Source organism: Flavobacterium aquidurense, from assembly GCF_002217195.1.
GTDB classification, from domain to species: Bacteria; Bacteroidota; Bacteroidia; order Flavobacteriales; family Flavobacteriaceae; genus Flavobacterium; species Flavobacterium frigidimaris.
The window spans coordinates 277,337-303,580 of sequence record NZ_MUGR01000034.1 but is presented as its reverse complement, the minus strand read 5'-3'; the positions used below and the strand labels follow the sequence as shown (position 1 = coordinate 303,580).

The window sequence follows — 26,244 nt, the reverse complement described above, 5'->3', positions numbered from 1 at the left end:
GTTTTAATTTGAACACTGATTTTACGGATTCGCTTTTTGCGAAGATGCAGATTATCACGGATTTTTCTTTAGCTAAAAGATAATCAGTTTTTTTTCGCGTTTTTGCGATAGCAAATCAGTTTTTATCCGCGTTCTATGTTTTCTCATTTAATTTAGAAAGACCCGACAGGTTTCAAAAACCTGTCGGGTCTAATAGATCGAACGAGATTTTATTAATACGGAAGTTTATCGGCGAAAGCCACAATATCTTCTTTAATATTCTGTAAATAATCAATGTCATCGAAGCCATTAACCATATTGTTCTTTTTGTATCCGTTAATCGCAAAAGATTCTGATTGACCCGTTGCCAATAAAGTAATGGTTTGGTTTGGCAGGTTGATTTCTAATTGTGTATTAGGATCAGCTTCGATTGCTTTGAAAATAGTGTCAGCAAATTCAGGGCTAACCTGAACAGGTAATACTCCAATATTCAAACAGTTTCCTTTGAAGATATCTGCAAAGAAACTAGAAACTACAGCTCTGAAACCATAATCGTAAACTGCCCACGCAGCGTGTTCTCTTGAAGATCCTGAACCGAAGTTTTTTCCTCCAACAAGGATTTTTCCGCTGTAAGTTGAATCGTTTAAAACGAAATCAGCTTTTGGAGAATCGTCTCCGTTATATCGCCAGTCTCTAAAAAGATTGTCTCCAAAACCTTCACGTTTTGTAGCTTTTAAGAAACGAGCCGGAATAATTTGATCTGTATCTACGTTTTCAATTGGTAGTGGCACAGCACTACTAGTAAGTATGTTAAATTTATCGTATGCCATTTTTTGTTTTGCTTTAGGCTGTTTTTCTGCTTTAGGCTATAAGCTGTATGCTTTAAGCTTTTTGCACAGCGTTTTATATTTTTTTGCTTCAGGCGGTAAGCTATAAGCTGTAAGCCTTTTTAAAATTTGTTAGAAGCTTAAAGCCTATTGCTTAAAGCTTACAGCAGAATTAAAATAATTCTCTTGGATCAGTTAGTTTTCCTGTAACAGCAGCAGCAGCAGCCATAATCGGGCTGGCTAATAATGTTCTTGAACCAGGACCCTGACGACCTTCGAAGTTTCTGTTTGATGTACTTACTGCATATTTCCCTGCAGGAACTTTATCATCGTTCATTGCTAAACATGCTGAACAACCAGGCTGACGTAATACAAAACCAGCTTCTGTAAGGATATCCAATAAGCCTTCTTCTTTGATCTGAGCTTCAACTACGTGAGAACCCGGAACTAACCAAGCGGTAACATTATCTGCTTTTTTTCTTCCTTTTACAATTTCTGTAAAAGCCCTGAAATCTTCAATTCGGCCATTTGTGCAACTTCCCAAGAAAACAAAATCAATTGGTTTTCCAATCATGACATCGTCTTCTTCAAAGCCCATATAGGCTAGAGATTTTTTATAAGTTTCCTCTCCGCCTTCAACTTGGTTGGCGTTCGGAATATGTTTTGTGATACCAATTCCCATTCCAGGGTTTGTACCATAAGTAATCATTGGTTCAATGTCAGCAGCATTGATGTTTAATTCAGCATCAAAAACAGCATCATCATCGGTTTTTAAAGTTTTCCAGTAAGCAACTGCTTTATCCCAGGCTTCTCCTTTTGGAGCGAACAAACGTCCTTCAAGGAAATCGAAAGTTTTTTGGTCAGGAGCAATCATTCCTCCACGGGCACCCATTTCGATACTTAGGTTACAAACTGTCATACGACCTTCCATAGTCATATTTTCGAAAACATCTCCGGCGTATTCAACAAAATAACCCGTTCCTCCGGAAGTAGTCAATTGTGCAATAATATAAAGAGCAACATCTTTTGGACCAACACCTTTGCTTAATTCACCATTTACGTTGATACGCATTTTCTTTGGTTTTGGCTGCATGATACATTGAGTAGAAAGTACCATCTCCACCTCAGAAGTTCCGATACCAAAAGCAATAGCTCCAAAAGCACCGTGAGTAGAAGTGTGAGAGTCTCCACAAACAATAGTAGCACCTGGCAAAGTAATTCCGTTTTCAGGACCTACTACGTGTACAATTCCGTTTTTAATGTGACCTAATCCCCAGTGCGAAATTCCGTATTCGGCAGCATTATCTTCAAGCGCTTTAAGCTGATTGGCAGATAAAGCATCTTCAACTGGTAAATGTTGGTTTATGGTTGGTGTATTGTGATCGGCAGTTGCAAAAGTACGTTCCGGATATAAAACGGTAACGCCTCTGGCTTTTAATCCTAAAAAAGCAACAGGACTCGTAACCTCATGAATGAAATGACGGTCAATAAAAAACACATCCGGTCCATCTTCAATTTTACGCACTACATGTGAATCCCATACTTTGTCAAATAATGTCTTACTCATTTTTTATTTTTTTTAATTGTAATTTCTAACCACAGCAATTTCCTGCTCATTATAATAGAAAAACAAAATTAGAAAAAGATATAAGGTCGTCAATTTCAATATCTCATTATATACGATACCCAAACCAAAATACAAATTGCGATTGGCTTTTTTGTAATCAGATTTGGTTGCAGAATGGATATAAATTGATTTTACTTTTCTTTTTTGGCTCAATTTTGATAGAAATGCTTTAATTTTAATAGTTGGCAAATTTATCTCAAAATCAGTATAAAATATAGGTTTTAATTAAAAAAAATGTAACAAAATGAATAAAAATAGTAATAATTGTTATTTTTGAATTCTTTTTCAAGTTTTGAAATCCAGAATTTTATTGTCCTTTTTAAGGAATTTAAAATTAGATTTCGGATCATTTTTTTAATTAAAATAATACGACATCCAAGAAATGGTTTTTTTGTTTTTTAGAATGAAATTAAATGAAAATTAAAAAAGTTTAGACTCTGCAAATTCATCGATTATGACAAGTAGCTGACATTTACTTTTTAAAATAAGGACTAATATTGACAATTCTAAATTTAAAAAAAAGAGCATGAAATTAAATGAATTTGCGTACAAGCTTGGAGTTATTGGGACTGTAATTATTTTGATCTGGGTTGGGCTTTTTAAATTCACAGCTGTCGAAGCCGGTGCAATAAAAGGTTTAGTCGAAAATCATTTTGCAATGGGTTGGATGTACAAAGTGATGACCGTTCAGCAGGTTTCGAATTGCATCGGGATTTTTGAAGTTGTTACGGGAATAGGGTTGCTGCTTTCTTTGTTTTTTAAGAAAATTGGTTTTTATGCAGGTTTTGCTTCTGCCCTAATATTTGTTACAACACTGAGTTTCTTAATCACCACTCCCGGTGTTTTTAAAAGCGTGGAAGGTTTTCCGGTAACTGATTTTTTTATTTTAAAAGACATTCCATATTTGGCAATTTCGTTAATGGTCTTTGTAAAAGGCAGGGAATAAAATAAGTACAATTCTTAACAAAATTCCTTAGCTAATTTGTCTAAAAAAAGACTAAATTTGAACTTCCTCTATTTTATATTTCACGGTTTTGTACAACGCATTAAATCAGTAGATTATGTGCGGTGAGATGTGAGTTTTGGAATTTAATTTTGTCTTTTTAAGCTTATGTATTTAATATTCGATACCGAAACAACCGGATTACCAAAACGCTGGGACGCTCCCATAACTGATTCTGATAACTGGCCTCGCTGTATTCAGATCGCATGGCAGCTCCACGACGAAATGGGAACGCTTATCGAGCATCAGGATTACTTAGTTAAACCGGACGGATTCAACATTCCGTATGATGCAGAACGTATTCACGGAATTTCGACTGAATTGGCGGAAGCCGATGGAATTACTCTGGCAGAAGTTTTAGAGAAATTCAATATTGCTTTAAGTAAAACCAAATTTATTGTTGGTCAGAATTTAGGTTTCGACGTTAATATTATGGGAGCTGAATTCCATAGAATGGGTGTAGATTCTCCAATGAGTTCGATGCCGGTTTTAGATACCTGTACAGAAGTTACAGCTTCATTATTAAAACTTCCCGGAGGTCGTGGAGGAAGATTCAAATTACCAACCTTAACAGAATTACACGAATATCTTTTTAATAAACCTTTCGCAGAAGCGCACAACGCAACTGCCGACGTTGAGGCAACCACGCGTTGTTTCTTAGAATTAATCAGAAGAGAAGTTTTTACCAAAGAAGAACTGGATGTTCCGAAGGATTATTTTAAGGAATTCCAAAATAGAAATCCACAGGAATTTCCTTTAATTGGTTTAAAACACATCAATTTAAAAGCGGCTTCTGATAAAATCAGAGAGCAGCTAAAAGCTTTAGAAGGAGTTGGTAAAGAAACTACAGTTTCACATTCTGACAGAGAAGATTTTAAAGCGGCAAAATACGCGCATTTACACAATCATACACAGTTCTCGGTTTTACAATCGACTATAGGAATTGGGAATATTGTTGCAGCTACAGCCAAAAACGGAATGCCGGCTGTTGCGATGACAGATACGGGAAACATGATGGGGGCTTTTCACTTTGTGAGCGCTGTTATGAATCACAATAAAGCGGCATCTGCAAAAAATAAAGCTTTGGTTGAGGCTGGTGAAGAACCAACAGAAACCGAAATGAAGCCTATTGTAGGTTGCGAATTCAATGTTTGCGACAACCATTTGGATAAAAGTAAAAAAGACAACGGAAATCAGGTTGTTTTGCTTGCCAAGAACAAAAACGGGTATCACAATTTGGCAAAAATATCTTCGATCGCTTTTACGAACGGGTTTTATTATGTTCCCAGAATTGATCGAAAAATTGTCGAAAAATACAAAGAAGACATCATGGTTTTGTCCGGGAATTTATATGGAGAGATCCAGAGTAAAATTCTGAACGTTGGTGAAAATCAGGCTGAAGAAGCTTTGATTTGGTGGAAAGAACAATTTGGCGATGACTTTTATCTGGAGGTCATGCGCCATAATCAGGAAGACGAAAATCGTGTCAATAAAACCCTGATTGAATTTTCTCAGAAACACAGCGTAAAATTAATTGCGACAAACAATACCTATTATTTAAAAAAAGAAGACGCCAATGCGCACGACATTTTGTTGTGTGTAAAAGATGGTGAAAAACAAGCGACGCCAATTGGCCGCGGCCGAGGATATCGTTACGGATTACCCAATCAGGAGTACTACTATAAGTCTCAGGAAGAGATGAAAAACCTCTTTGCTGATTTACCGGAAGCGATTATCAACATTCAGGAAATTGTAGACAAGGTCGAGATTTACTCACTTTATCGTGATGTATTGCTTCCTAAATTTGATATTCCTCAGGAATTTGTAGTTGAAGAAGACGAAGCTGATGGCGGAGTTCGTGGTGAAAATAAATATTTGCGACACCTTACGATGGTGGGGGCGAAAAAGAGATATGGCGAGATTACGGAATCGATTCAGGAACGTTTGGATTTTGAATTATTAACGATTTCGAATTCAGGATATCCGGGATATTTCCTTATCGTTCAGGATTTCATCGCCGAAGCCCGAAACATGGATGTATCTGTAGGACCTGGTCGTGGATCTGCAGCGGGATCTGCCGTTGCGTATTGTTTAGGAATTACCAATATTGACCCGATTAAGTACGATTTGCTTTTTGAGCGTTTCCTGAATCCGGATCGTGTATCGATGCCCGATATTGATATCGATTTTGATGACGAGGGTCGTGGTCGTGTTATGGATTATGTAATCAATAAATATGGTCAGAATCAGGTGGCGCAAATTATTACCTATGGTAAAATGGCAACCAAATCTGCGATTCGTGATACGGCTCGTGTACTGGATTTACCATTGTTTGAAGCCGATAGAATTGCAAAACTGATTCCGGCAATGATGCCATCTAAATGGAATTTGGCGCGTTTTATTTCTGAAAGTGAAGACGAGGTTAAAAAAGCACTTCGTTCTGATGAATTTGATAATGTAAAAGAATTAATCGCCATTGCCAATGAAGATGATTTGGCCGGTGAAACAATTCAGCAGGCAAAAATCCTTGAAGGATCGATGCGAAATACCGGAATTCACGCCTGTGGGGTAATCATTACGCCATCGGATATTACGAATTTCGTTCCTGTGACCACAGCAAAAGATTCTGATTTATATGTAACACAGTTTGATAACTCGGTTGCGGAAAGTGCAGGATTGCTGAAAATGGACTTCCTGGGTCTGAAGACTCTTACTTTAATAAAAGATACCGTAAAACTGGTAAAATACAGAAACGGAATTGATCTGGATCCGGATACATTCCCGATTGATGATGAAGAAACATATGCCCTTTTCCAGAGAGGTGAAACGGTTGGAATCTTCCAATACGAGTCACCCGGAATGCAGAAATACATGAAAGATCTGAAGCCAACGGTTTTTGGAGATTTAATTGCCATGAATGCCTTGTATCGCCCGGGGCCTTTAGAGTATATCCCATCTTTCGTTCGAAGAAAAAACGGCGAAGAAGAAATCAAATACGATTTAGATGCCTGTGAGGAATATTTAGGAGAAACGTATGGTATTACGGTTTATCAGGAGCAGGTAATGCTCTTGTCGCAATCGCTGGCTGACTTTACAAAAGGTGAGGCCGACGTTTTGCGTAAAGCGATGGGTAAGAAACAAAAGGATGTACTGGATAAAATGAAACCGAAGTTCGTAGAACAGGCGGCAAAAAAAGGGCATGATGCAAAAGTTTTAGAGAAGATCTGGAAAGACTGGGAAGCATTTGCGAGTTACGCCTTTAATAAATCGCACTCTACTTGTTATGCCTGGATTGCGTATCAAACGGCATACTTAAAAGCACACTATCCGGCAGAATATATGGCGGCAGTTCTCTCAAATAATATGAATGATATTAAACAAGTATCATTTTTTATGGAAGAATGTAAACGAATGGGATTACAGGTTTTAGGGCCGGATGTAAATGAGTCGTTTTATAAATTTACTGTAAACGATGAATATGCAGTACGTTTTGGAATGGGTGCTATTAAAGGAGTAGGTTCCGGAGCTGTGGCAACAATCGTAGAAAGTAGAAAAGATGGCAGGTACAAATCGATTTTTGATTTGGCGAAACGAATAGATTTACGTGCAGCCAACAAAAAAGCAATCGAAAATCTGGCTTTGGCCGGTGGCTTTGATTCGTTTGAAGGAACGACAAGAGCACAATATTTTCATGATGATGGTGATGGAATTACTTTTTATGAAAAAGCGATTCGCTACGGATCGAAGTTTCAGGAAAACGAAAATTCATCCCAGGTAAGTTTATTTGGAGAATCAAGTGAAGTACAGATTGATGAACCGGTTGTGCCTCCGTGTGAAGACTGGAGCACGATGGAGAAATTGGCCAAAGAAAAGGAAGTAGTTGGAATTTATATTTCAGGACATCCTCTTGATGATTTCAGATTCGAAATGAAATACTTCTGTAATTCCCGATTAGAGTCCCTGAAAAGCATGAATGAATATGTAGGTAAAAATCTAAACTTTGCCGGCATCATTAATAATGTACAGCACCGTGTAGCAAAAAACGGGAAAGGCTGGGCAGTATTTAATTTAGAAGGATATGATGAAAGTTATGAATTCAAGATTTTTGGTGAAGAATACCTGAAATTCCGCCATTTCCTGATTCAGAATAATTTTGCTTTCATTAAAATTTTAATAAAAGACGGTTGGGTAAATCATGATACAGGTAAAAAATCAGATCCGAGAATGCAATTTGTTGAGATTAGGCAATTGCAGGATATCCTGGAAGCTTTTGCTAAAAAAATAATTTTATTGCTGAATATAAAAGATTTGCAAACTGAATTTATTCATAAACTAAGTCATTTATTTAATGAGAATAAAGGAGATAATTCTGTGACTTTTGAGATCATGGAGTTAGAAAAAATAAAGCGTTTGGTTGAGGTAGAAACTCCTGCCGATTTTGAAGAAACAAACGATGCTGTTTTTGCAGATGAGAATGAAGATGCAGATGCTGCTCTTGAAGAAACTAAGATTCAGGAAGTAAATGAGGTCGAAGAAATAAAGGTAGTTACTAAATTAACGATGCCAAGCCGCAGGTTAAAAGTTAAGATCTCGACCGAGTTATTGATAGAATTAGAGAAAATGCAGGTAAATTTTAAGCTAAACTAAATTTTAACAGTTAAAATTTGAGATAATGCATTTTTTTTTAGTTAAAAATATGCATGCATAGTAGTTTTTTAGTAATTTAGACTAAAATTACAACGATTTCGTTCCATGTCTAACATTACAAACTGTAAGAATATGTTAAAATATTCTATGTTTGTAAAAAATAATTAAAAAACAGAATTATGAAAAAGAACCTATTTTTACTCGGATTATTAGTTTGCTCTATGGCGACAATGGCGCAAACAGAAAAAGCAGATAAGCCAGAAACGTGGTATTTTAAATTAGGAGGCTCTTATTTTATCCAGACTGCTGCTACTGAATTTCCAACTGTAGGAGGAAATCTTCCTTTAGACAGAACTTATGTAGGAGGAAAATTAGTTTCTGAAGAAAGTGTTACAGGTTCTTTTGGAGAAGGTTTCAGAACCGGAATAACTGCGGGATATAGATTTAATACTCGTTTAGGGGTTGAATTAGGTGTTAATTATTACACAAGTAGAGATAAGACAATGGCACAAACAAGATCAGATGTGCCTATTACGCCAACTGGTGTATATGCTTTTAAATCTGTAGGTCAGATTACTGCTTTTGATCTTGCTCCGGCTTTAGTATTGTTTTTAGGAGAGCACAAAGGTTTTGAACCTTATACTAAAGTAGGTATTTTAGTTCCTGTTCATGGAGATTTAGAAATTACTTCTGATGCCTATGCTCCAATTGCTTTTAATCCAACAACAGGAGCTCCGGTTGCTTTTGGAAATGTTCATAGTGTTGATAAAGTAAAACCAAATCCAACAGTTGGTTTTATGGCAGTTTTAGGGACATCTTATAAAATAGCAAAAAATCTTTCTTTATTTGGAGAATTAGAATACCGTAACTTTACAGTTCACGGAAAAAGTAAAGAAACTACAGAATTTAAAGTGAATGGAAATGATGCTTTAGCAAGTAGAACAACTGCTCAAAGATATACAACTTACAGAGATAGATTGGATGTGAATTCTAATAACCCTTTGTTTAATCCTAATACAGCTACACCAGATACAAAAGACACAACAAGACCAAATGATAAAATGGATGAGTTAAGTTCTTATGTTGGTATTTCAGGTTTGGGTTTGACTGTAGGTGTTAAATACAGCTTATAATTCTTAGAAAATTATACTTTATAAAAAAGAGGATATTCATATGAATGTCCTCTTTTTTTGTTTGTGCGCCCAGCATGGGCGATAACTCTAGGGTGTAAGTCCCGAGCACGCCTTTACAGTGGGAAGTGTTAGCTGAATGCAAGGGTGTCCATCGCGAGGTGGAATCTGAAGGAAGCAGTAGGCAAACTCTTGGCCTGACGAACAGAAACTATATACAAGGCCAGAAATGTTGGATAAAGTTGCAAACCAAACTGAAGTCCCAAACTGTACGGAAACATCATGGTAAATATAGCAGGTATATGAGAGGAAAGTTATCGTTCTTACCTGGGGAGGTCTTATAGACATAGGGAAGTTTTTTTTTTACAGCACTATGGATTAACAATTGCTATAAGAAGTCAGCAGAGGTCATAGTAGGTACTACTTGGTACTGAAGGACTGAACTTAATTAAGTGAGTAGTAAATGAATGTTACCCATGAAGGAACGAATGCAGAAAATATCAAATCATTTTGATAACTACCTTGGCAAGGATAGGACGGAATCCGACAGCTACCAGGGAGTGCAGACCTTTATTGGGATAACTGAAAACAACCTCATGGAAGTACATTTAGGTCAGGGGAAACTCTTAGAGCTAATTCTGAGTCCCTCCAATATGAATTTGGCTTATAAAAGAGTCAAATCCAATAAAGGAAGTTTTGGAATAGACAATTTATCCACTGAGCACTTACAAGAATGGCTCTTAGAACATAAAGAGTCTCTACTCCAGTGGCTAGAGAATGGGAAATACAAACCTCAGGCTGTTCGAAAAGTTGAGATACCTAAAGAGGGAGGTAAGAGAAGATCACTTGGAATTCCTACTGTTGTAGACCGCTTAGTGCAACAAAGTATTGCCCAAATTCTAACCCCTATTTACGAACAAGAATTCCACACAAGTAGCCACGGTTTTAGACCTAAAAGAGGGTGTCATACTGCTTTGAAAGAAGTAGAAAGGCATCTTAATGATAAGTACAGTTACGTAGTGGATTTAGACTTAGAGAAGTTCTTTGATACTGTGAATCACAGTAGACTCATCGAACTGTTATCAAAGAAAGTCAAAGACCCGCGAGTGATATCGCTGATCCATAAGTATCTAAGAGCGGGAGTTGTTGTGGGGAGTAAATTCGAAGAAAGTGTACTGGGTGTTCCTCAAGGCGGTCCATTAAGTCCACTGTTGAGCAATATAATGCTCCATGAACTGGATAAGGAACTTGCCAGACGCGGACACCGCTTTGTACGTTATGCAGATGATTGTTTAATCTTCTGTAAAAGTAAGAGAGCATGTCTTCGTGTCAAGGAAAGTATAACTGCGTTTATTGAAGGCGTATTATACTTAAGGGTAAACAAAGAGAAAACTACGGTTGGGTATATCAAAGGAAAGAAATTCCTTGGGTATAGCTTCTATAACAAAAGTAAAGGGAAATGGGGATTATGTGTACACCCGAAAAGTTATGGTAAACTCAAAGACAGGTTAAAGGGAATTACTAATCGCAGTAATGGTATGGGATATCAAAAGACAAAAGAGCTCTTGCGATATTACTTGCAGGGTTGGGTATCCTATTTTAAACTAGCCGATATGTCAGGCAAGATTAAACGTATAGACGAATGGCTTCGATTTAGAATACGAATGTTAATATGGAAAAGCTGGAGGAAGATAAGCACTAAATACAACAATCTTAAAAAGATTGGAGTTAAAGACAACCAAGCCTACCAGTGGGCTAATACCCGAAAGGGATACTGTCGAACTGCGCTTAGTCCAGTCCTGCATAGAGCCCTAAACACGCAAACTCTAAGAAAAGCCGGATATATGTCCCTGACTGACATCTACCTAAAATGTATCGTAAATTAAGAACCGCCTTGGTACGGATCCGTATGCCGGGTGGTGTGGAAGGTCGCCTAGGGAATTAATCCCTAGGCTCCTATCCGATTTGAACAATCTTGTCGTTCCTCGGAATAACAAACTATAGGAAAATATTGTCATGAAAATAATTGCCTAGCCCCGATAGAAGTGGAAATCCTTTTGTGTCCGCCGCTGCGGACACAAAAGATTGAAACGGATAGCGGGATTAGCTCCTGAAAAAAAAAGATTTGGTTTTATCATAGAAATCGGGATGAAAATATGTTATGATAATTCGTTTAGTTTCATTACTTCAATCCTCTAAATTCCTTCAAAACTTCATCAATCACCCAGGTTGTTCTGGCTGCTGATGTTCCTTTTGATGGATTAATACCTTTGTTATCCAGAATCTCTGCAACTACAGTTTCTATTAGAGGCTGCTGAATATGAAGCGGATTTTCGATCGTAATACTTTCTTTTTCACCATTTTTATATTGAATGTGAATGGGGTCATTGCCAAAAGTAGAGAAAGATATTTTTCCTTTATCGCCTACAATGTCCGTATTGTCATAACGCTCAAAACTGGCGAAATTCCACAATCCGGTTCCATGAATTCCATTTTCGAATAAAAAAGACATCGAAACTGAATCTTCTGCAGGATACGCTTTTAGCTGAGAACTTGCATGCCCGCGAACCGATTGAATTGACCCGAATACAAAATCAAGAAAATCTAAAGTATGACAAGCCAGATCGACAAATATTCCGCCACCTGAAATATGTGGTAAAACCGTCCAGGGCAAATTGATTTCATCATCGTATCGTTCTTCAAACGGATGGTATAAAACGCAATTTACGTGTCTTACGGTGCCAATTTTATTTTGATCAATTAGTTCTTTTATCTTTAGGAATCGTGGTAAACTTCTTCTGTAATAGGCTACAAATAATGGTACATTATGTTCTTTGCAAACGCTGATCATTTCGTTGCATTCTTCAAAATTTAATGCCATTGGCTTCTCCACATAAACCGGTTTTCCGGCTTTGGCACATAAAATAGTATATTCTTTATGAGAGGATGGCGGTGTAGCAATATAAACAGCATCAACTTCAGGATCATTGATCAGGTCAACTGCGTTAGAGTACCATTTAGAAACGTTATGTCGTTTGGCATAATCTTCGGCAAGAGCTGCATCTCTTCGCATTACGGCAACTAAAGCTGAGTTAGGTGTTTTCTGAAAAGCCGGACCGCTTTTAACTTCGGTCACATTTCCACAGCCTATAATTCCCCATTTTACAATTTTCATTTTTCTGGTTTTTTAGTTAATCCAAATTTAAAAAGGTTTGCCATGAATTGCACTAATTTTCCCGAATTATTTTTTCATATAGATTTTGCAGGATTTAATTTTACCGCAAAGCACGCAAAGATTTTATGCTTAGAGGATTTTATAAAAACACAAAGTTCGCAAAGCTTTGTATTGAACCAGCTTTGCGAACTTTGTGTTTTAGAAAGCCAAGCTGATACAAAAACTTTGCGTGCTTTGCGGTAAAATTCTTCACAAAAAACAAAGCTACGAACTCACAAAAATAATTCGTGAATTCGTGGCTGTAAAAAAACAGATTAAAGTTTTACTTTTTCGGTAAAGCTTTGAATCCCATATTATATAGAGTAAATGCTTGAATGTCTACATTTTCCTGAATTGTAGCTGCAACAGATTTTCCTGCTCCGTGACCTGCTTTTACATCAATACGAATTAAAACCGGATTAGGTCCTGTTTGTTTTTCTTGTAATTCAGCTGCAAATTTAAAACTATGTGCAGGAACAACACGGTCATCGTGATCTCCTGTTGTCACCATAGTTGCAGGATATTGAACTCCTTTTTTTACATTTTGTACAGGAGAATATCCTTTTAGGTATTCGAACATTTCTTTGTTATCCTGAGACGTTCCGTAATCGTAAGCCCAACCTGCGCCAGCCGTAAAAGTATGGTAACGTAACATATCCATTACACCAACTGCCGGCAATGCTACTTTCATTAAGTCCGGGCGTTGAGTCATTGTTGCTCCTACTAATAAACCTCCGTTAGAACCTCCGCGGATCGCTAAGAAATCTGATGAAGTATATTTTTGAGCGATTAGATATTCGCCAGCAGCAATAAAATCGTCAAATACATTTTGTTTTTGCAATTTAGTTCCCGCATCGTGCCATTTTTTACCGTATTCACCACCACCTCTTAAATTGGCAACAGCATAAACTCCACCGTTTTCTAGCCAAACAGCATTTGCAATACTGAAACTTGGTGTTAAACTAATGTTGAATCCACCATAACCGTAAAGGATTGTTGGATTTTTACCGTCTAATTTTAATCCTTTTTTATAAGTGATAATCATCGGAATTTTTGTTCCGTCTTTTGACGTGTAGAATACTTGTTTTGATTCGTAATCTTCACTTTTAAAATCAACTACAGGTTTTTGGTATACTTCGGATTTACCAGATTTTGGCTCCAATGAATAAATTGTTCCCGGAGTGGTGTAGTTGGTAAAACTGTAGTATAAAGTTTTCTCGTGTTTTTTTCCTCCAAATCCGCCCGCAGTTCCTACAGCAGGAAGTTTGATTTCGCGCACTAATTTTCCGCTATAGTCATATTGTTGTACAAATGAAACGGCATCTTTAGTATAATTGGCAAAAAAGTATCCACCACCTGTTGAAGGAGACAGAATGTTTTGAGTTTCTTTAATGAAGTCCTTCCAGTTTTCAGGTTTTGGATTGCTTACATCTACAGTTACAACGCGCGTATTTGGTGCATTTAAGTCCGTTTCAATAAACAATTTAGTTCCTTCATTCTCGATAATCTGATTGCTGCTGTTAAAATTGTCTACAATCGTTACAATCTGGCTATTGGCTTTTGTTAAATCTTTAATGTATAATTCGTTTCCGTAAGTAGAATTAGCTGCTGAGATTACCAGATATTTGTCATCTTCAGTAACATAACCGCCTACGTATCTTCTTTTTTGATCTGCTCCAAAAATAACTTTGTCTTCTTTTTGAGAAGTTCCAAGTTTATGGTAATATAATTTATGCTGATCTGTTTTTGCTGATAATTCGCTTCCTTTTGGTTTTTCATAACTAGAGTAATAAAAACCTTCGTTCCCATGCCATGAAATTCCGCTGAATTTTACATCAACAAGTGTGTCTTCCAACACTTTTTTAGACAAAGCATCAATGATGATTACTTTTCTCCAGTCACTTCCTCCTTCAGAAATGGCATAAGCCGCTTTATTTCCATCTTTAGAAAAATCTAAACCGCCAAGCGAAGTCGTTCCGTCTTTAGAGAAAGTATTCGGGTCTAAGAAAACTTCTTCTTTCCCATCAGTTCCTTTTCTATAAATCACAGATTGATTCTGAAGTCCGTTGTTTTTGGAATAATAAGTGAATTTTCCTTCTACAAATGGAGCACTGATTTTCTCATAGTTCCATAATTTTTCCATGCGTTTTTTAAGTTCTTCGCGGAAAGGGATTTTATCTAAGTAACCGTAAGTAACTTCGTTTTGGGCTTTTACCCAGGCACCAGTTTCAGCTGATTTGTCATCTTCAAGCCAACGATACGGGTCGTTTACTTTTGTATCAAAATAGACATCAACTGTTTCGCCTTTTTTAGTTTGTGGATATTGAATTTTATTTTGTGCAAATGAAATTCCTGCAGTTGTGATTGCCATTATAAGAAATGTTTTTTTCATAGTTTAAGTTTAACAGTTGTCACAAAAATAGCGCTTTTTGTTGTGAAAATAAAAGTGATAAGGAACTAAACCATATAAGTCCTGTAAGTTCATTTAATTTAAGTTTAGCTAATATTTACTGATATGACTTATATGGTGTAATAAAGAATTGAGTCTAAAGAGAATAATGAAATAAACCACGCAAGAAATACAAGTTCAACCAAAAACAAAATAAACTGATACTATACTTACATGGTTTAATTAAAAAAATTATAAGTTGAAATTGACTCCCAAAACAATGTTTCGTCCGATATTTGGGATTCCGTCTGTTTTTAATCTTGACAGGTGCGCAATATATTTTTTATCGAACAAGTTGTTTCCGTTCAGGTTAACATCAAAAGCATGTTTGCCTAATTTTACTGTTCCGCCAAAACCCAGATTTACCAAAGTATATCCGTCTGAAGCTGTTTCGAAACCGCTCACATTTTTCTGCGCGAAAGTAGATGAAACGTTTAAGGAAGCATAACCTTCTTCGAACCAGTTTTTGATTTTAAATTCAGTTCTTAATGTATTGTTCCAGTTGTTGGCAGGAATTAAAGGCAGATAATCATTGTTTTGTTTTTTACCCGTTACAGTTTCAAAACTCGTTTCAAAATGCAGCCAGTCTAATGGATGCGGGTGAAAGTGTAAACCAACTTCACCACCATATAATTTTGCATTGTCCTGAACATAAGCAAAAACATCATTATCATCGCGGGTTTCTCCCGTTGGCGAAGTAAAAATATAATTGTTTACGTGGTTGTAAAAACCATTAATAAAAAACTCGAAATGCGTGTTTTTAAATTCTAAATTTAAATCAGTCTGAACGTTTTGTTCTGTTTTTAAATCAGCATTTCCAATTTCATATCGGTTGGTTCCTTCGTGAACCCCATTTGAAGTTAGCTCAGCTAAATTTGGAGCTCTAAATCCAGTTGCGACATTCAGTCGAAGTGTCAGCGGTTCAGCCAGTTTTGTTTTATATCCCAAAGAAGCATTAAAGCTGTCAAAAGATCGGTCTAAAGGTAAAAAATACCCTTCTTCACCTTCAGTACCATGTGCTATTGAAGTAATGTTTCGGTTGTCAAAACGCAATCCTGCTTGTACAACACTATTGTCCCATTCGTAGTTTGCCGTTCCAAAAACACCAATATCATTTGTGGTAGCATCCGGAATTAAATATTCTTCTCCGGAATTTTTATTCGTTTGATGCATTCCCTGAACACCCAGAATCGTTTCAATCTTGCCCAATTTCGGAAAATGATACTTCGCATTATAATTAAAGGTATTCAATCTCATATGAAGAGAGGCTTCATTGCTGTCTTCAAACTCACTTCTGTCATTCGCGATATAACCCAAATCAACATCTAATTTAGAATTTTGAAAAAAGATAACGTTGTTTAAACTCAATAAATGATTGAAAATTCCTTGTCTCGGGAACATCGTGTTTTTGCTTGACGATTGTTCTGCGATTCCATCTTCAGGCATTCCAAGATCAAGCTTGTTGTAATTGTATCTCAAAACACTGGAGAAACTAGAGTTACTGTAGCCAATTCCGGTTTTAAAATCAGTTTCATTATAACGGGTATTGGTTACGCGATCACCATCGGCAATTTTATAATCAGAATGGGTGTTGAAACTTCCGCGAGCCAGAAATTTCCAGTTATCGGTTGAAGTTTTTAATCCAATAGAAGAATTGCTTCCTTGTGTATTGGTGAAATATTTTTGACTGAAATTTGCCTTGAAAGTGTTCGCATCGGCAAATTTTTCGGGGTTAAAATACAGAACTCCACCCAAAGCATCAGAACCGTATAATAAAGAAGCAGGTCCTTTGATCACTTCAACACTTTCGACTCCGGCATCGTTTAAACCCAAACCATGTTCGTCGCCAAATTGCTGGTTTTCGATACGAACACCCTGAGAATATACTAAAACACGATTTCCGCTCAATCCGCGAATTACCGGTTTTCCGATAGAAGTTCCCGTAGAAATCTGTGAAACTCCGGGAATTGTTGCCAAACCTTCAATTAAAGTAGAAGTCCCTTTTTGTTGTAATGTTTTGATGCTTTCATGTTCAACCTTCATCACGTTTTGCGATTGCAGTTTATTGAAAGGTGTCGAAACCACTACTTCATCCATTTCAAAAACAGATTCAGTAAGCGTTATGTCAATGGTGTTTTCTTTTAATAATTTAGAGATTGATTTACTTTGAGTAGTAAACCCGACAAAAGTGAAAGAAAGTCGAAAACTCCCGTTTGGAAGGTTTTTAAATTCATATTTTCCGTTTGTATCCGTAGTTGTTCCTTTGTGTAATTCCGGTGCATAAACGGATACGTTTGCCAACGGTTGGTTTTCAAGATTTGTTACTGTTCCTGAAACCGAATTTTGAGCAGAAAGAATGCTCGAAAACCCTAAAATAAGGGCTAATATTAGTTTTTTCATTTGAAAAAGATGCTATAGTTAATTGATTTTGATCCTTTGAAAAATAAAAATTATAACCCATTGGTTGTAATTAGTTTTAACACATAGAAACATAGATTCTAAACGCTTAAAAAAGGCGTTTCACTTGTTTATAAAGCACAGAGTTCAGCTTTGTGTAAGAAACATGCTTCTTTTTACAATCTTTTTTACAGATTCTAAATCTATGTTTCTATGCGTTAAATGAATTTTTTAGTAATTGCAGCCAACAGATAAATTATAGTAAAATTTGCCGGTCCTGAAAGTTTCAGAATGGGAAATTGACTAATTTTTAAGAATTAGATTCAAAGGATGTTGATTTTATTTCGAAGGTTTCGAAATTAAGAAGCTATAGCTGCAGGCGGGCCACGTAATTGATACGGGTTTTCTGAAATTGAAAATATTTTTTCTGAAAGGGCGAAAAAATAAGGGATTTCGTTGTTGAAAGTATGAAATTGAAAAGCAAATTGTTCAGGAACAATATAACTTCCAAAAACAAAATGACAAACAAAACATACATCATAATCATGATGCTGATGTGTGATCTCGCCATTAGGATCATTATAATTGTGATGGCATTGTTTTTCTGAAAGTTGCTTTACAATATGCTCATAACTGTGTATCGACTGAAACAATATTGAGAACAATACTGTCAGAGCCAAAGAAACACTTAATATGAGTTGTTTTCTTTTCATTCCCGACAAAGGTATAAAAGATCAAAGTAAAATTGATTTATTTTTTGGATTCTGTTGTCTATTTGTTGAAAAAAGTGCAACAAATGATTTTATTATGAACGAAAAAGCGAATAATTACGATCTAATTGCATCCTGAACTAGCATTATATTATATTTGTAAGTAAAATAAATTTACTCTAAAAAACGTTTACTTGAAAAACTCTTTAAAACCAAAACACGATATGCGATTACTTTTCAGTTGTTTATTTTTAGTATCGTTTTTTAATTCCTTTGCGCAGGAGGTTAAGCCGGAGATAAAACCTATCGTAAAAATTGATTCTTTATACCGCGAAGATCAGTTTTATTTTTCGGTAACCTATAATCTATTGCTGCAGGGGCCAACCGGTTTAAAGCAGGATAAATTCTCGGCAGGACTTTCAGGAGGTTTTTTGCGTGATATGCCTATCAATAAAACCAGAACTATTGCAATTGCAGCCGGTTTAGGGTTGAGCTATCAAAATTTTTATCAAAATCTGACCATCTCCAAAGATCAGAACGGAGGCAACATTTATGGAGTAAACAGTTCCAGTGAATATGTTTCGAATAGATACAAACAGTATTCAGTTGATGTTCCGATTGAGTTTAGATGGAGAAATTCTACCTATGAAAGCTATAAGTTCTGGAGGATTTACAGTGGTGTAAAACTGAGTTATATTTTCTCTGACAAATCAATTTTAAATGATGGAGAAAACACCTATAAAATCTCAAATAATAAGGATGTCAATCAGTTTCAGTACGGCGTATATGTGTCGGCAGGATACAATACCTGGAATGTGTATTGTTACTACGGACTGAATGGTTTGTTTGATAAATCTGTAAAAACACTTTCAGGTGAAAGTATAGGATTGAACACTATGAATATTGGTTTGATTTTCTATATTTTATAACCATAAATATAAAAACAGCAATTGCGGCAGTATTCCAATAAAGGTCCCAATCAACAATTCGTTTGGCGAATGTGCCTCCATTTCTAATCGTGACGAAGCTACAATACCAGTCATTAAAATCAAAAAAGCAGCCCAATAAGGGTTTTGCATTTGAAGATGCATATTCAGTCCGATAACAAAAATGGTAAACCCGCTTATTGCCATCATGTGCAAGCTGGCTTTTATCTTAAATAAAGAGCATACCAAAGCTAAAATAGTACTAAACAAAGCGCCCAGAAAAAAGAAATGTAACTCAGGATATCGTGCGATGACAATGCTTCTTTTTACCAATAAAATGTACAAAAAACACTGTAAAATAAGTGGAATTTTGCGCTGCGAAGTTTCATGAATCATCACTGATTTTACATGTCCTGTTGAACGAAGCAATAAGTAAAACAATACCGGCACCAGAATCGTAATGATCAGGATCTGAAATAAAACATAATATTTTTCCTGATTGGTAAAAGCATCATTTTTGCAGAAAAGATAGAATAAAGTGGCATACATCGAGATAAAAATCGGATGTAATATATACGAAAATAAAGGAAGGATTCTTTTCAAAACGTTGTATTTAGCGGTGTTAAACAAATATAAACAAATAATGTTTTTTTGCCACGAATTAAAAGAATTACACGAATTTTAATTTGTGGCAAACTTTTTAATATTTGTTTCACGCAGATTCTGCAGATTTAAAGAATAAAAAATCTGTGCACATCTGCCAAAATCTTTTTAAATCTGTGTGAAAAATAATTTGTGCACTTTGTGGCAAACTTTTTTATCTGTGAAAGAATGTCTCGTAAATAATTAGTGAAAATTTGTGAAATTCGTGGCAAACGTTTTTTTAAATTTGACAAAAAAGAATTTCTAAATGAGCCTAAATATAAAAAGCCTTATCCCTGTTCTTGATGCCGAATGGATCGGTTCAGACACTGATATTTTTGTCGATCATATTTCAATAGATAGCCGTTCGTTACAAAACGGATCCGGAACTTTGTTTATTGCCTTGTCAGGTCTAAATAATGATGCTCATTTGTATATTGCAGAGTTGATCGAAAAAGGAGTTCGGAATTTTGCGGTACAGCATATTCCTGAGAATTCTGCAGGAAAAGCCAATTTTCTGGTAGTAAAGGACACGCTTAAGACGCTTCAGAAATTTGCCGCGTATTATCGGGACCTTTTTCATTTTCCTGTTATCGGATTGACCGGAAGCAATGGCAAAACAATAGTAAAAGAGTGGCTTAATTTCTTGTTGAGTCCGGATTATAATATTATCAGAAGTCCAAAAAGTTATAACTCACAGGTTGGGGTTCCGTTATCTGTAATTGCCATAAATGAAAAGCATAATCTAGGTATTTTCGAAGCTGGAATTTCTACGGTTAACGAAATGGTAAATCTGGAAAAAATGATCAAACCTACAATTGGAGTGCTTACCAATATAGGAAGTGCACACGATGAGGGTTTTTTGAATTTAGTACAAAAGATTGACGAAAAATTAATTTTATTTAAAGACTGTCCGGTAATAATCTATCAAAAGAACGAAATTGTCGACTCTTGTTTGTCTCAGTTTGTGGCTGAATATATGATGCATCCAAGAACACTTTTTTCCTGGAGTTTTACAGATACTTCTGCAGATGTTTTTATTTTAAATAAAGAAAATAAAAGCGATTCAACTCATATTCAATACCAATATAAAGAGGAAGTTTTCAATTTAGAAATTCCTTTTAGTGATACGGCTTCTATAGAAAATGCCATTTCATGTTTGGTAGTTTTGCTTTATTTGAATTATGATTTCGAAACAATTCAAAATAGATTTGAGCGTTTGTATCCTGTGCATATGCGTTTGGAAGTAAAAAACGGAATCAATAACTGCAGCATAATAGACGATAGCTACAGTTCAGATTTTGAGTCGCTTACAATTGCTCTGGACTTCCTGGAAAGCCAAAAGAAAAAGAATGCTTCAAAAACGATTATTCTGTCTGATATTGTTCAAAGCGGATTTTCTAATGAAGAATTATATTCGAAAGTAGGACAATTAATTACCGATAATAAGATTAATAGAGTAATAGCGATTGGAGCTACAATTTCGGCTTTTAAGTCTAAATTTTCTAATGTTATTACTTTTCAAAATACAGCCGAATTTATTGCTCAGATCGAAAATCTGAATTTCGAAAATGAAACTATTTTAATAAAGGGAGCCAGATCATTTCAATTCGAAGAAATTGTGTCGTTACTGGAAGAGAAAACGCATGAAACAGTTCTCGAAATTAATCTGAACTCTATTAGCTATAACCTAAATTATTACAAATCGAAATTAGCCAATAATGTCAAATTGATGGTGATGGTAAAAGCATTTGGTTATGGCAACGGCGGGTTGGAAATTGCCAAATTGCTCGAACATCATAAAGTAGATTATTTAGGTGTGGCTTTTGCCGATGAAGGCATTTCATTAAAAAATGGCGGAATAAAATTGCCTATTATGGTTTTGAATCCGGAATCGACCAGTTTTCCTTCTATTATTCAGTACAATCTCGAACCTGAAATTTATAGTGTCAAAGGTTTGAAAGCTTTCCTGAAAATTGCACGGGAAAAGAATTTAGAAGATTTCCCTATTCATATAAAACTAGATACAGGAATGCATCGTTTGGGTTTTGAAGAAAACACACTCGACGAACTGATTCAGACCTTAAAAGGAAATTCAACAGTAAAAATAAAAAGTGTTTTGTCACATCTGGCAACAAGTGACGAAGTAAAACATTTTGATTTTGTTCATTCTCAAATTAATTTATTCGAAAAATTATCGTCGAGATTAATTTCAGAATTAAATATAGACCCTATTCGTCATATTCTGAATACATCCGGAATTAGTAATTTTCCTGATGCGCAATACAATATGGTGCGTTTAGGAATTGGTTTGTATGGAGTTTCAAACGATCCGGCAGAACAAAAATATCTTGAAAATGTTGGAACCTTAAAATCAATAATTTCTCAGGTTCGTACCATTCCGGCCGGAGATAGTGTAGGGTATGGACGTCGTTTTATGGCCGAAAAAGAAACTAAAATTGCGACAATTCCAATTGGTTATGCTGACGGAATTTCGCGTCTATGGGGAAATCAGGTTGGCTATGTAGTGATTAAAAACCAAAAAGCATCAATTGTGGGCAATGTTTGTATGGATATGCTCATGGTTGATGTGAGTCGTATTGATTGTAAAGAAGGAGATTCGGTTATTATTTTTGGAGAAAATCCAACCGTTATAGAGATGGCAGCAGCCTTAAAAACAATTCCTTATGAAATAATGACCAGTATTTCGCAACGGGTAAAAAGGGTATTTTTTAGATAGAATTATGAAATTATGCAGAAAATTACGTATTTTCGATATCAATTAATTATAAACTAAAATAAACAATTATGGGGATGTTTTCAGAATTTAAGGAATTTGCAATGAAAGGCAACGTAGTCGATTTGGCTGTCGGTGTGATCATTGGAGCTGCTTTTGGTAAAATTGTAAGCTCATTAATTGAAAATGTAATTACACCATTAATACTAAAACCGGCACTAGATGCAGCGCATTTATCGACGATAGAGGAGCTGACAGCTTTTGGAGGTGTTAAGTACGGTTTGTTTCTTTCAGCAGTAATTAACTTTTTAATTGTTGCTTTTGTTTTATTCTTGATCATTAAAGGAATAAATCATGCAAAAAAGAAAGAAGTTCCGGTACCGGCTGCACCAGCAGGACCAACACAGGAAGAATTGCTTATTCAGATTAGAGATCTGTTGAAAAATAAATAATATACCGCTACACTAAGTCTAATTTAACCGTTCCTTAATTGGGACGGTTTTTTTTAGTTTTGTTTGATTTGTAACATTTTGTTATTTTTTGTGAAGCGCCTTGTTTTGATTTTTATTATGTATACTTTTGTACTGTAAAATTAGATTAATTCATACTAAAAATATAAAAATGAGAATAGCCGTTGTAGGTGCCACTGGTATGGTTGGCGAAATAATGCTTAAAGTTTTAGCAGAAAGAAATTTTCCTGTTACTGAGTTAATTCCTGTTGCTTCTGAAAAATCAGTAGGAAAAGAAATTGAATATAAAGGTCAAAAATATAAAGTTGTAGGATTGCAAACTGCTGTTGATATGAAAGCTGATATTGCTCTTTTCTCAGCCGGAGGTGATACTTCATTAGAATGGGCACCAAAATTTGCTGCTGCCGGAACAACTGTTATCGATAATTCTTCGGCATGGAGAATGGATCCTACAAAAAAGTTGATCGTTCCTGAAATCAATGCAGATACTTTAACAAAAGAAGATAAAATTATAGCAAACCCAAACTGTTCAACCATCCAGATGGTGTTGACTTTGGCTCCATTGCATAGAAAATACAACATCAAAAGAATCATTGTTTCTACTTACCAATCGATCACCGGAACGGGTGTAAAAGCAGTAAGACAATTAGAGAATGAATACGCAGGAGTTCAGGGAGAAATGGCTTATAAATATCCAATTCACAGAAACGCGATTCCACATTGCGATAGTTTTGAAGAGAACGGATATACTAAAGAAGAAATGAAATTAGTTCGTGAAACTCAAAAAATACTTGGTGATAATACAATTAGAGTTACGGCAACTGCAGTTCGTGTACCTGTTGTTGGCGGACACAGTGAAGCAGTAAATGTTGAGTTTACAAATGATTTTGACGTAAACGAAGTACGCGAGATTTTACACCATACAGACGGAGTAGTAGTTCAGGATAATTTAGATACTTTTACCTACCCAATGCCATTATATGCTGAAGGTAAAAATGATGTCTTTGTTGGAAGAATCCGTCGTGACGAAAGCCAGGAAAACACTTTAAATATGTGGATCGTTGCTGATAACTTAAGAAAAGGAGCTGCAACAAACACGATTCAAATCGCTGAATATTTAATTCAGGCAGGTTTGGTATAATCAGAGATTAAATAAAATTGTTATAAAGGAAAGACCGCGATTGCAGCAATGTAATTGCGGTTTTTTTGTATTTTTAAAATAGCTTATTTTAATATTTTTATACTCTTTTGAGAAAATCCTGTAATTTAATTTGAGCTAATTTTATAAAAATTATACAAATGAAAAACATACAATTCATATTGATCTTAATTTCAGGTTTCTGCGTAGCACAAAATAAATTTGAAATAAAAAACGGTTCAGGAAAATATTCTGCAGAAATTTCTGTAGATAGTTGCAGTAATGAAAATTGCGAAGGAAAAGCAACTATAAAGTTAATGGATAAAAAAACAAATCGATTTTTTCAGACATTGAGCTCAGATAATTTGTATTTTTTTCTGGATGAAAAGCAAAATCCAACTGTAAATGTAATTCAGCTTTACAATGAACAAAGCCCATTAATATTTAATGATTTTAATTTTGACGGAACAGAAGATTTGGCCATTAGGAATGGAAACGAAAGTGCTTACGGAGGTCCGTCTTATGATGTGTATGTCTATAATTCGACAAAAAAACAATTGGTTTTTAGTGAACAATTAACCAATCTGGCTGTGGATAATTTAGGTATGTTTGAAACAGATCATAAAAGGAAAAGACTAATTACGTATTCTAAGTCAGGATGTTGCTGGCATATAACGGCAGAATATGAAGTTGTTCCCAATAAAGGGCTGCGTAAGGTTTATGAATTTGAAGAAGATGCAATGAATGGTGAAGTTGTAACGGTGACTACAAGAAATCTTGTAAATAATAAGTGGCAAAGTAAAACTAAAAAGTATAAAATTAGCGAGTATTATAAGCAATAGAGGCTAAATAAAAGAAATGAAATAATGAGAACAGAGATTAGTCATTTTTGGTTGGGGAAATTTAAATCAGAAAAAGAATATTCTGATTTTTTAGGTGAAAGTGAAACGTATTATGAAGACGATGATATTGAAGAAAATTACATATCTGAGTTTGCAAAGTCCCAAAATGAGAATTTTTTAGATCATGACTTTATGGAAAGCGGATTTGAAAATGAGGCTGTTTCCTTCGAAGAAAAATTCCTGAAATATTCCTATGCTGAGCAATGGATTCCCGAAGTGAAAAACAGATTACGTTACCAAAATCAAAATCTGGAAGATATTAATACGCTCGTATTTATTTCGAAAGACCAAATTGAAAAGCCTGTTTCAATAGGTAACTTACAATTTGATTTATTATATATAGGAGAAATTGAATATAATATTTGAGTAACATAGACATAGTTTTGTAATTATGCTCCGTGTTTTTATTTAAAGTGAAGCGACTATTGTACATTTTCGAAATCTATGTTTCTATGTGTTAAAATAAAACACAAAGATTTATGAAAAGCGTATCTTAGCTATTAAAACTACGAACAAGATGAACTTCGATAATTATAAAATCATTCCGAACTATAAAACCAATCAAACCAATTTATTCCTTGCCGAAAGAGAAGAAATCCTGGCTTGTGAAAAGACTTTAAATATTGTTTTTGATGAAGATTATAAAGAATACGTTTCTACTTACGGAAGTGGGATCCTTGGCGGAACTTATATTAGAATTTATCTTCCCGAAACTATAATACTAACGATGGATGAATGGAAAAATCGTATTACTGAATATTGGTTTTGGGATGAAGGCAAAGAGGTGCTGACAAAAGAGGAAGTATTAAACTCTGTGAGAATTGGCGATACTTTTGATGGAGATGAAATTATTCTTTATAAAGGAGAATATTTTGTTTTACCAAGACATAGCGAAATGATTTATAAAGCCGGAACTACGCTGGAGGAAACCATAACCTGGTTGTGTACATCAGATATTCTGACTGAACCATTTTCTGAAAGAGAATTTGAACCTTTTGATCCAAATGAACTTACGTAAGATTCAAATAAAAAATTCCAAATACCAAAGAGCAATTGCTATTTTTGGAATTTGGAATTTTTAAAAATTGTAATTTATTTTTTTTAGTATTCAGGTGCTAATTCTAATTCTAATCCTTCTAACTCGGTAGTAATTGGAATCTGACAGCCCAAACGGCTATTTGATTTAACATAAAATGCTTCCGACAACATGGCTTCTTCATCATCTCCCATTTCAGGTAATGCAACATCATTAAGAACATAACACTGACAAGAAGCACACATGGCCATTCCGCCACAGGTTCCTTCAACAGGTAGTTCGTATGCTTTGCATAACTCCATTATGTTCATTGCCATATCAGTTGGAGCTTGTAACTCGTGTATAACTCCTTCTCGATCTTTAATCTTTATTAATACATCCATTTTAATTATTTGGAATTTTACTGTTTA

The 26,244-nt window shown here is 35.3% G+C and carries 20 protein-coding genes; 12 read left to right on the top strand and 8 right to left on the bottom strand.

The genetic code is table 11. The features are described 5' to 3' along the window. Positions 1-212 precede the first annotated feature (212 nt). Together leuD and leuC are read right to left on the bottom strand one after the other, a co-directional pair. Positions 213-809 carry a 3-isopropylmalate dehydratase small subunit gene (gene leuD / locus B0A67_RS17885; protein WP_072955274.1) on the bottom strand — a complete coding sequence of 199 codons (597 nt, stop codon included), beginning with the start codon at positions 807-809 and terminating at the stop codon, positions 213-215. A 169-nt stretch (positions 810-978) separates the two neighbouring features. After that, on the bottom strand, positions 979-2,373 hold the full coding sequence (gene leuC / locus B0A67_RS17880) for a 3-isopropylmalate dehydratase large subunit (RefSeq protein WP_072955271.1): 1,395 nt from the start codon (positions 2,371-2,373) through the stop codon (positions 979-981). A 586-nt stretch (positions 2,374-2,959) separates the two neighbouring features. On the opposite strand from leuC, the gene B0A67_RS17870 reads away from it, so the two are divergent. The 4 genes from B0A67_RS17870 (at position 2,960) to ltrA (ending at position 11,099) form a co-directional block, all read left to right on the top strand. Further along, positions 2,960-3,379 carry a DUF417 family protein gene (locus tag B0A67_RS17870; protein WP_072955264.1) on the top strand — a complete coding sequence of 140 codons (420 nt, stop codon included), beginning with the start codon at positions 2,960-2,962 and terminating at the stop codon, positions 3,377-3,379. A gap of 165 nt (positions 3,380-3,544) precedes the next feature. Continuing rightward, the gene (gene dnaE / locus B0A67_RS17865) at positions 3,545-8,083 is read left to right on the top strand and encodes a DNA polymerase III subunit alpha (RefSeq protein WP_072955261.1); all 4,539 of its coding nucleotides are present in this window, start codon (positions 3,545-3,547) and stop codon (positions 8,081-8,083) included. A gap of 179 nt (positions 8,084-8,262) precedes the next feature. Next, positions 8,263-9,216 (top strand): outer membrane beta-barrel protein, encoded by a 954-nt coding sequence (locus B0A67_RS17860; RefSeq protein WP_072955258.1) that lies wholly within the window; start codon positions 8,263-8,265, stop codon positions 9,214-9,216. Between the two features lie 473 nt (positions 9,217-9,689). Then, complete coding sequence (ltrA, locus tag B0A67_RS17855) at positions 9,690-11,099, top strand: group II intron reverse transcriptase/maturase (protein ID WP_072955604.1); 1,410 nt, start codon at positions 9,690-9,692, stop codon at positions 11,097-11,099. A 296-nt stretch (positions 11,100-11,395) separates the two neighbouring features. Here the strand turns inward: ltrA and B0A67_RS17850 are convergent, their stop codons facing one another. Further along, on the bottom strand, positions 11,396-12,388 hold the full coding sequence (locus B0A67_RS17850) for a Gfo/Idh/MocA family protein (RefSeq protein WP_072955255.1): 993 nt from the start codon (positions 12,386-12,388) through the stop codon (positions 11,396-11,398). A 42-nt stretch (positions 12,389-12,430) separates the two neighbouring features. On the opposite strand from B0A67_RS17850, the gene B0A67_RS17845 reads away from it, so the two are divergent. Beyond that, entirely contained in the window at positions 12,431-12,631 is a 201-nt protein-coding gene (locus B0A67_RS17845; RefSeq protein ID WP_072955252.1) for a hypothetical protein, read from the top strand. 79 nt (positions 12,632-12,710) lie between these two features. Here B0A67_RS17845 and B0A67_RS17840 read toward each other — a convergent pair whose 3' ends face one another. The 3 genes from B0A67_RS17840 to B0A67_RS17830 all read right to left on the bottom strand — a co-directional run bounded on the left by B0A67_RS17840 (position 12,711) and on the right by B0A67_RS17830 (position 17,986). Next, positions 12,711-14,819: a prolyl oligopeptidase family serine peptidase gene (locus tag B0A67_RS17840; protein ID WP_072955249.1), complete on the bottom strand. Its 2,109-nt coding sequence runs from the start codon at positions 14,817-14,819 to the stop codon at positions 12,711-12,713. Between the two features lie 249 nt (positions 14,820-15,068). After that, positions 15,069-17,276, bottom strand: a complete 2,208-nt coding sequence (locus B0A67_RS17835) for a TonB-dependent receptor (protein ID WP_072955246.1) — start codon at positions 17,274-17,276, stop codon at positions 15,069-15,071. A gap of 356 nt (positions 17,277-17,632) precedes the next feature. Then, on the bottom strand, positions 17,633-17,986 hold the full coding sequence (locus B0A67_RS17830; protein WP_072955244.1) for a hypothetical protein: 354 nt from the start codon (positions 17,984-17,986) through the stop codon (positions 17,633-17,635). A gap of 191 nt (positions 17,987-18,177) precedes the next feature. On the opposite strand from B0A67_RS17830, the gene B0A67_RS17825 reads away from it, so the two are divergent. Continuing rightward, the gene (locus tag B0A67_RS17825) at positions 18,178-18,912 is read left to right on the top strand and encodes a porin family protein (protein WP_317044089.1); all 735 of its coding nucleotides are present in this window, start codon (positions 18,178-18,180) and stop codon (positions 18,910-18,912) included. On the opposite strand, the gene B0A67_RS17820 is transcribed toward B0A67_RS17825, so the two are convergent. Further along, positions 18,907-19,512, bottom strand: a complete 606-nt coding sequence (locus tag B0A67_RS17820) for a hypothetical protein (protein WP_072955597.1) — start codon at positions 19,510-19,512, stop codon at positions 18,907-18,909. The genes B0A67_RS17825 and B0A67_RS17820 overlap by 6 nt on opposite strands. A 307-nt stretch (positions 19,513-19,819) precedes the next feature. Between B0A67_RS17820 and B0A67_RS17815 the strand changes: the two genes are divergently transcribed. From B0A67_RS17815 to B0A67_RS17790, 6 genes are all read left to right on the top strand, one after another. Next, positions 19,820-22,291 carry a bifunctional UDP-N-acetylmuramoyl-tripeptide:D-alanyl-D-alanine ligase/alanine racemase gene (locus B0A67_RS17815; RefSeq protein WP_072955240.1) on the top strand — a complete coding sequence of 824 codons (2,472 nt, stop codon included), beginning with the start codon at positions 19,820-19,822 and terminating at the stop codon, positions 22,289-22,291. A 68-nt stretch (positions 22,292-22,359) separates the two neighbouring features. Beyond that, the gene (gene mscL / locus B0A67_RS17810) at positions 22,360-22,740 is read left to right on the top strand and encodes a large conductance mechanosensitive channel protein MscL (protein WP_072955237.1); all 381 of its coding nucleotides are present in this window, start codon (positions 22,360-22,362) and stop codon (positions 22,738-22,740) included. Positions 22,741-22,909: 169 nt separating this feature from the next. Continuing rightward, positions 22,910-23,899 carry an aspartate-semialdehyde dehydrogenase gene (locus tag B0A67_RS17805; protein WP_072955234.1) on the top strand — a complete coding sequence of 330 codons (990 nt, stop codon included), beginning with the start codon at positions 22,910-22,912 and terminating at the stop codon, positions 23,897-23,899. 158 nt (positions 23,900-24,057) lie between these two features. Beyond that, complete coding sequence (locus B0A67_RS17800; RefSeq protein ID WP_089069557.1) at positions 24,058-24,738, top strand: XAC2610-related protein; 681 nt, start codon at positions 24,058-24,060, stop codon at positions 24,736-24,738. 24 nt (positions 24,739-24,762) lie between these two features. After that, positions 24,763-25,164 (top strand): immunity 22 family protein, encoded by a 402-nt coding sequence (locus tag B0A67_RS17795; protein WP_072955227.1) that lies wholly within the window; start codon positions 24,763-24,765, stop codon positions 25,162-25,164. A 151-nt stretch (positions 25,165-25,315) separates the two neighbouring features. Beyond that, a complete protein-coding gene (locus B0A67_RS17790; protein ID WP_072955224.1) occupies positions 25,316-25,816 on the top strand; it encodes an SMI1/KNR4 family protein in 501 nt (166 codons plus the stop codon). 83 nt (positions 25,817-25,899) lie between these two features. On the opposite strand, the gene B0A67_RS17785 is transcribed toward B0A67_RS17790, so the two are convergent. Beyond that, positions 25,900-26,217 carry a 2Fe-2S iron-sulfur cluster-binding family protein gene (locus tag B0A67_RS17785; RefSeq protein WP_007805184.1) on the bottom strand — a complete coding sequence of 106 codons (318 nt, stop codon included), beginning with the start codon at positions 26,215-26,217 and terminating at the stop codon, positions 25,900-25,902. Positions 26,218-26,244 lie beyond the last annotated feature (27 nt).

Bases quoted from the DNA above. Each gene is read 5' to 3' on its own strand.
- B0A67_RS17870 (WP_072955264.1), top strand. From the start codon at position 2,960: ATGAAATTAAATGAATTTGCGTACAAGCTTGGAGTTATTGGGACTGTA.
- B0A67_RS17790 (WP_072955224.1), top strand. From the start codon at position 25,316: ATGAACTTCGATAATTATAAAATCATTCCGAACTATAAAACCAATCAA.
- mscL (WP_072955237.1), top strand. From the start codon at position 22,360: ATGGGGATGTTTTCAGAATTTAAGGAATTTGCAATGAAAGGCAACGTA.
- B0A67_RS17860 (WP_072955258.1), top strand. From the start codon at position 8,263: ATGAAAAAGAACCTATTTTTACTCGGATTATTAGTTTGCTCTATGGCG.
- B0A67_RS17830 (WP_072955244.1), bottom strand. From the start codon at position 17,986: ATGAAAAGAAAACAACTCATATTAAGTGTTTCTTTGGCTCTGACAGTA.
- leuD (WP_072955274.1), bottom strand. From the start codon at position 809: ATGGCATACGATAAATTTAACATACTTACTAGTAGTGCTGTGCCACTA.
- B0A67_RS17805 (WP_072955234.1), top strand. From the start codon at position 22,910: ATGAGAATAGCCGTTGTAGGTGCCACTGGTATGGTTGGCGAAATAATG.
- B0A67_RS17850 (WP_072955255.1), bottom strand. From the start codon at position 12,388: ATGAAAATTGTAAAATGGGGAATTATAGGCTGTGGAAATGTGACCGAA.
- B0A67_RS17835 (WP_072955246.1), bottom strand. From the start codon at position 17,276: ATGAAAAAACTAATATTAGCCCTTATTTTAGGGTTTTCGAGCATTCTT.
- B0A67_RS17800 (WP_089069557.1), top strand. From the start codon at position 24,058: ATGAAAAACATACAATTCATATTGATCTTAATTTCAGGTTTCTGCGTA.
- leuC (WP_072955271.1), bottom strand. From the start codon at position 2,373: ATGAGTAAGACATTATTTGACAAAGTATGGGATTCACATGTAGTGCGT.
- B0A67_RS17840 (WP_072955249.1), bottom strand. From the start codon at position 14,819: ATGAAAAAAACATTTCTTATAATGGCAATCACAACTGCAGGAATTTCA.
- dnaE (WP_072955261.1), top strand. From the start codon at position 3,545: ATGTATTTAATATTCGATACCGAAACAACCGGATTACCAAAACGCTGG.
- ltrA (WP_072955604.1), top strand. From the start codon at position 9,690: ATGAAGGAACGAATGCAGAAAATATCAAATCATTTTGATAACTACCTT.
- B0A67_RS17795 (WP_072955227.1), top strand. From the start codon at position 24,763: ATGAGAACAGAGATTAGTCATTTTTGGTTGGGGAAATTTAAATCAGAA.
- B0A67_RS17845 (WP_072955252.1), top strand. From the start codon at position 12,431: ATGAATTGCACTAATTTTCCCGAATTATTTTTTCATATAGATTTTGCA.
- B0A67_RS17815 (WP_072955240.1), top strand. From the start codon at position 19,820: ATGAGCCTAAATATAAAAAGCCTTATCCCTGTTCTTGATGCCGAATGG.
- B0A67_RS17785 (WP_007805184.1), bottom strand. From the start codon at position 26,217: ATGGATGTATTAATAAAGATTAAAGATCGAGAAGGAGTTATACACGAG.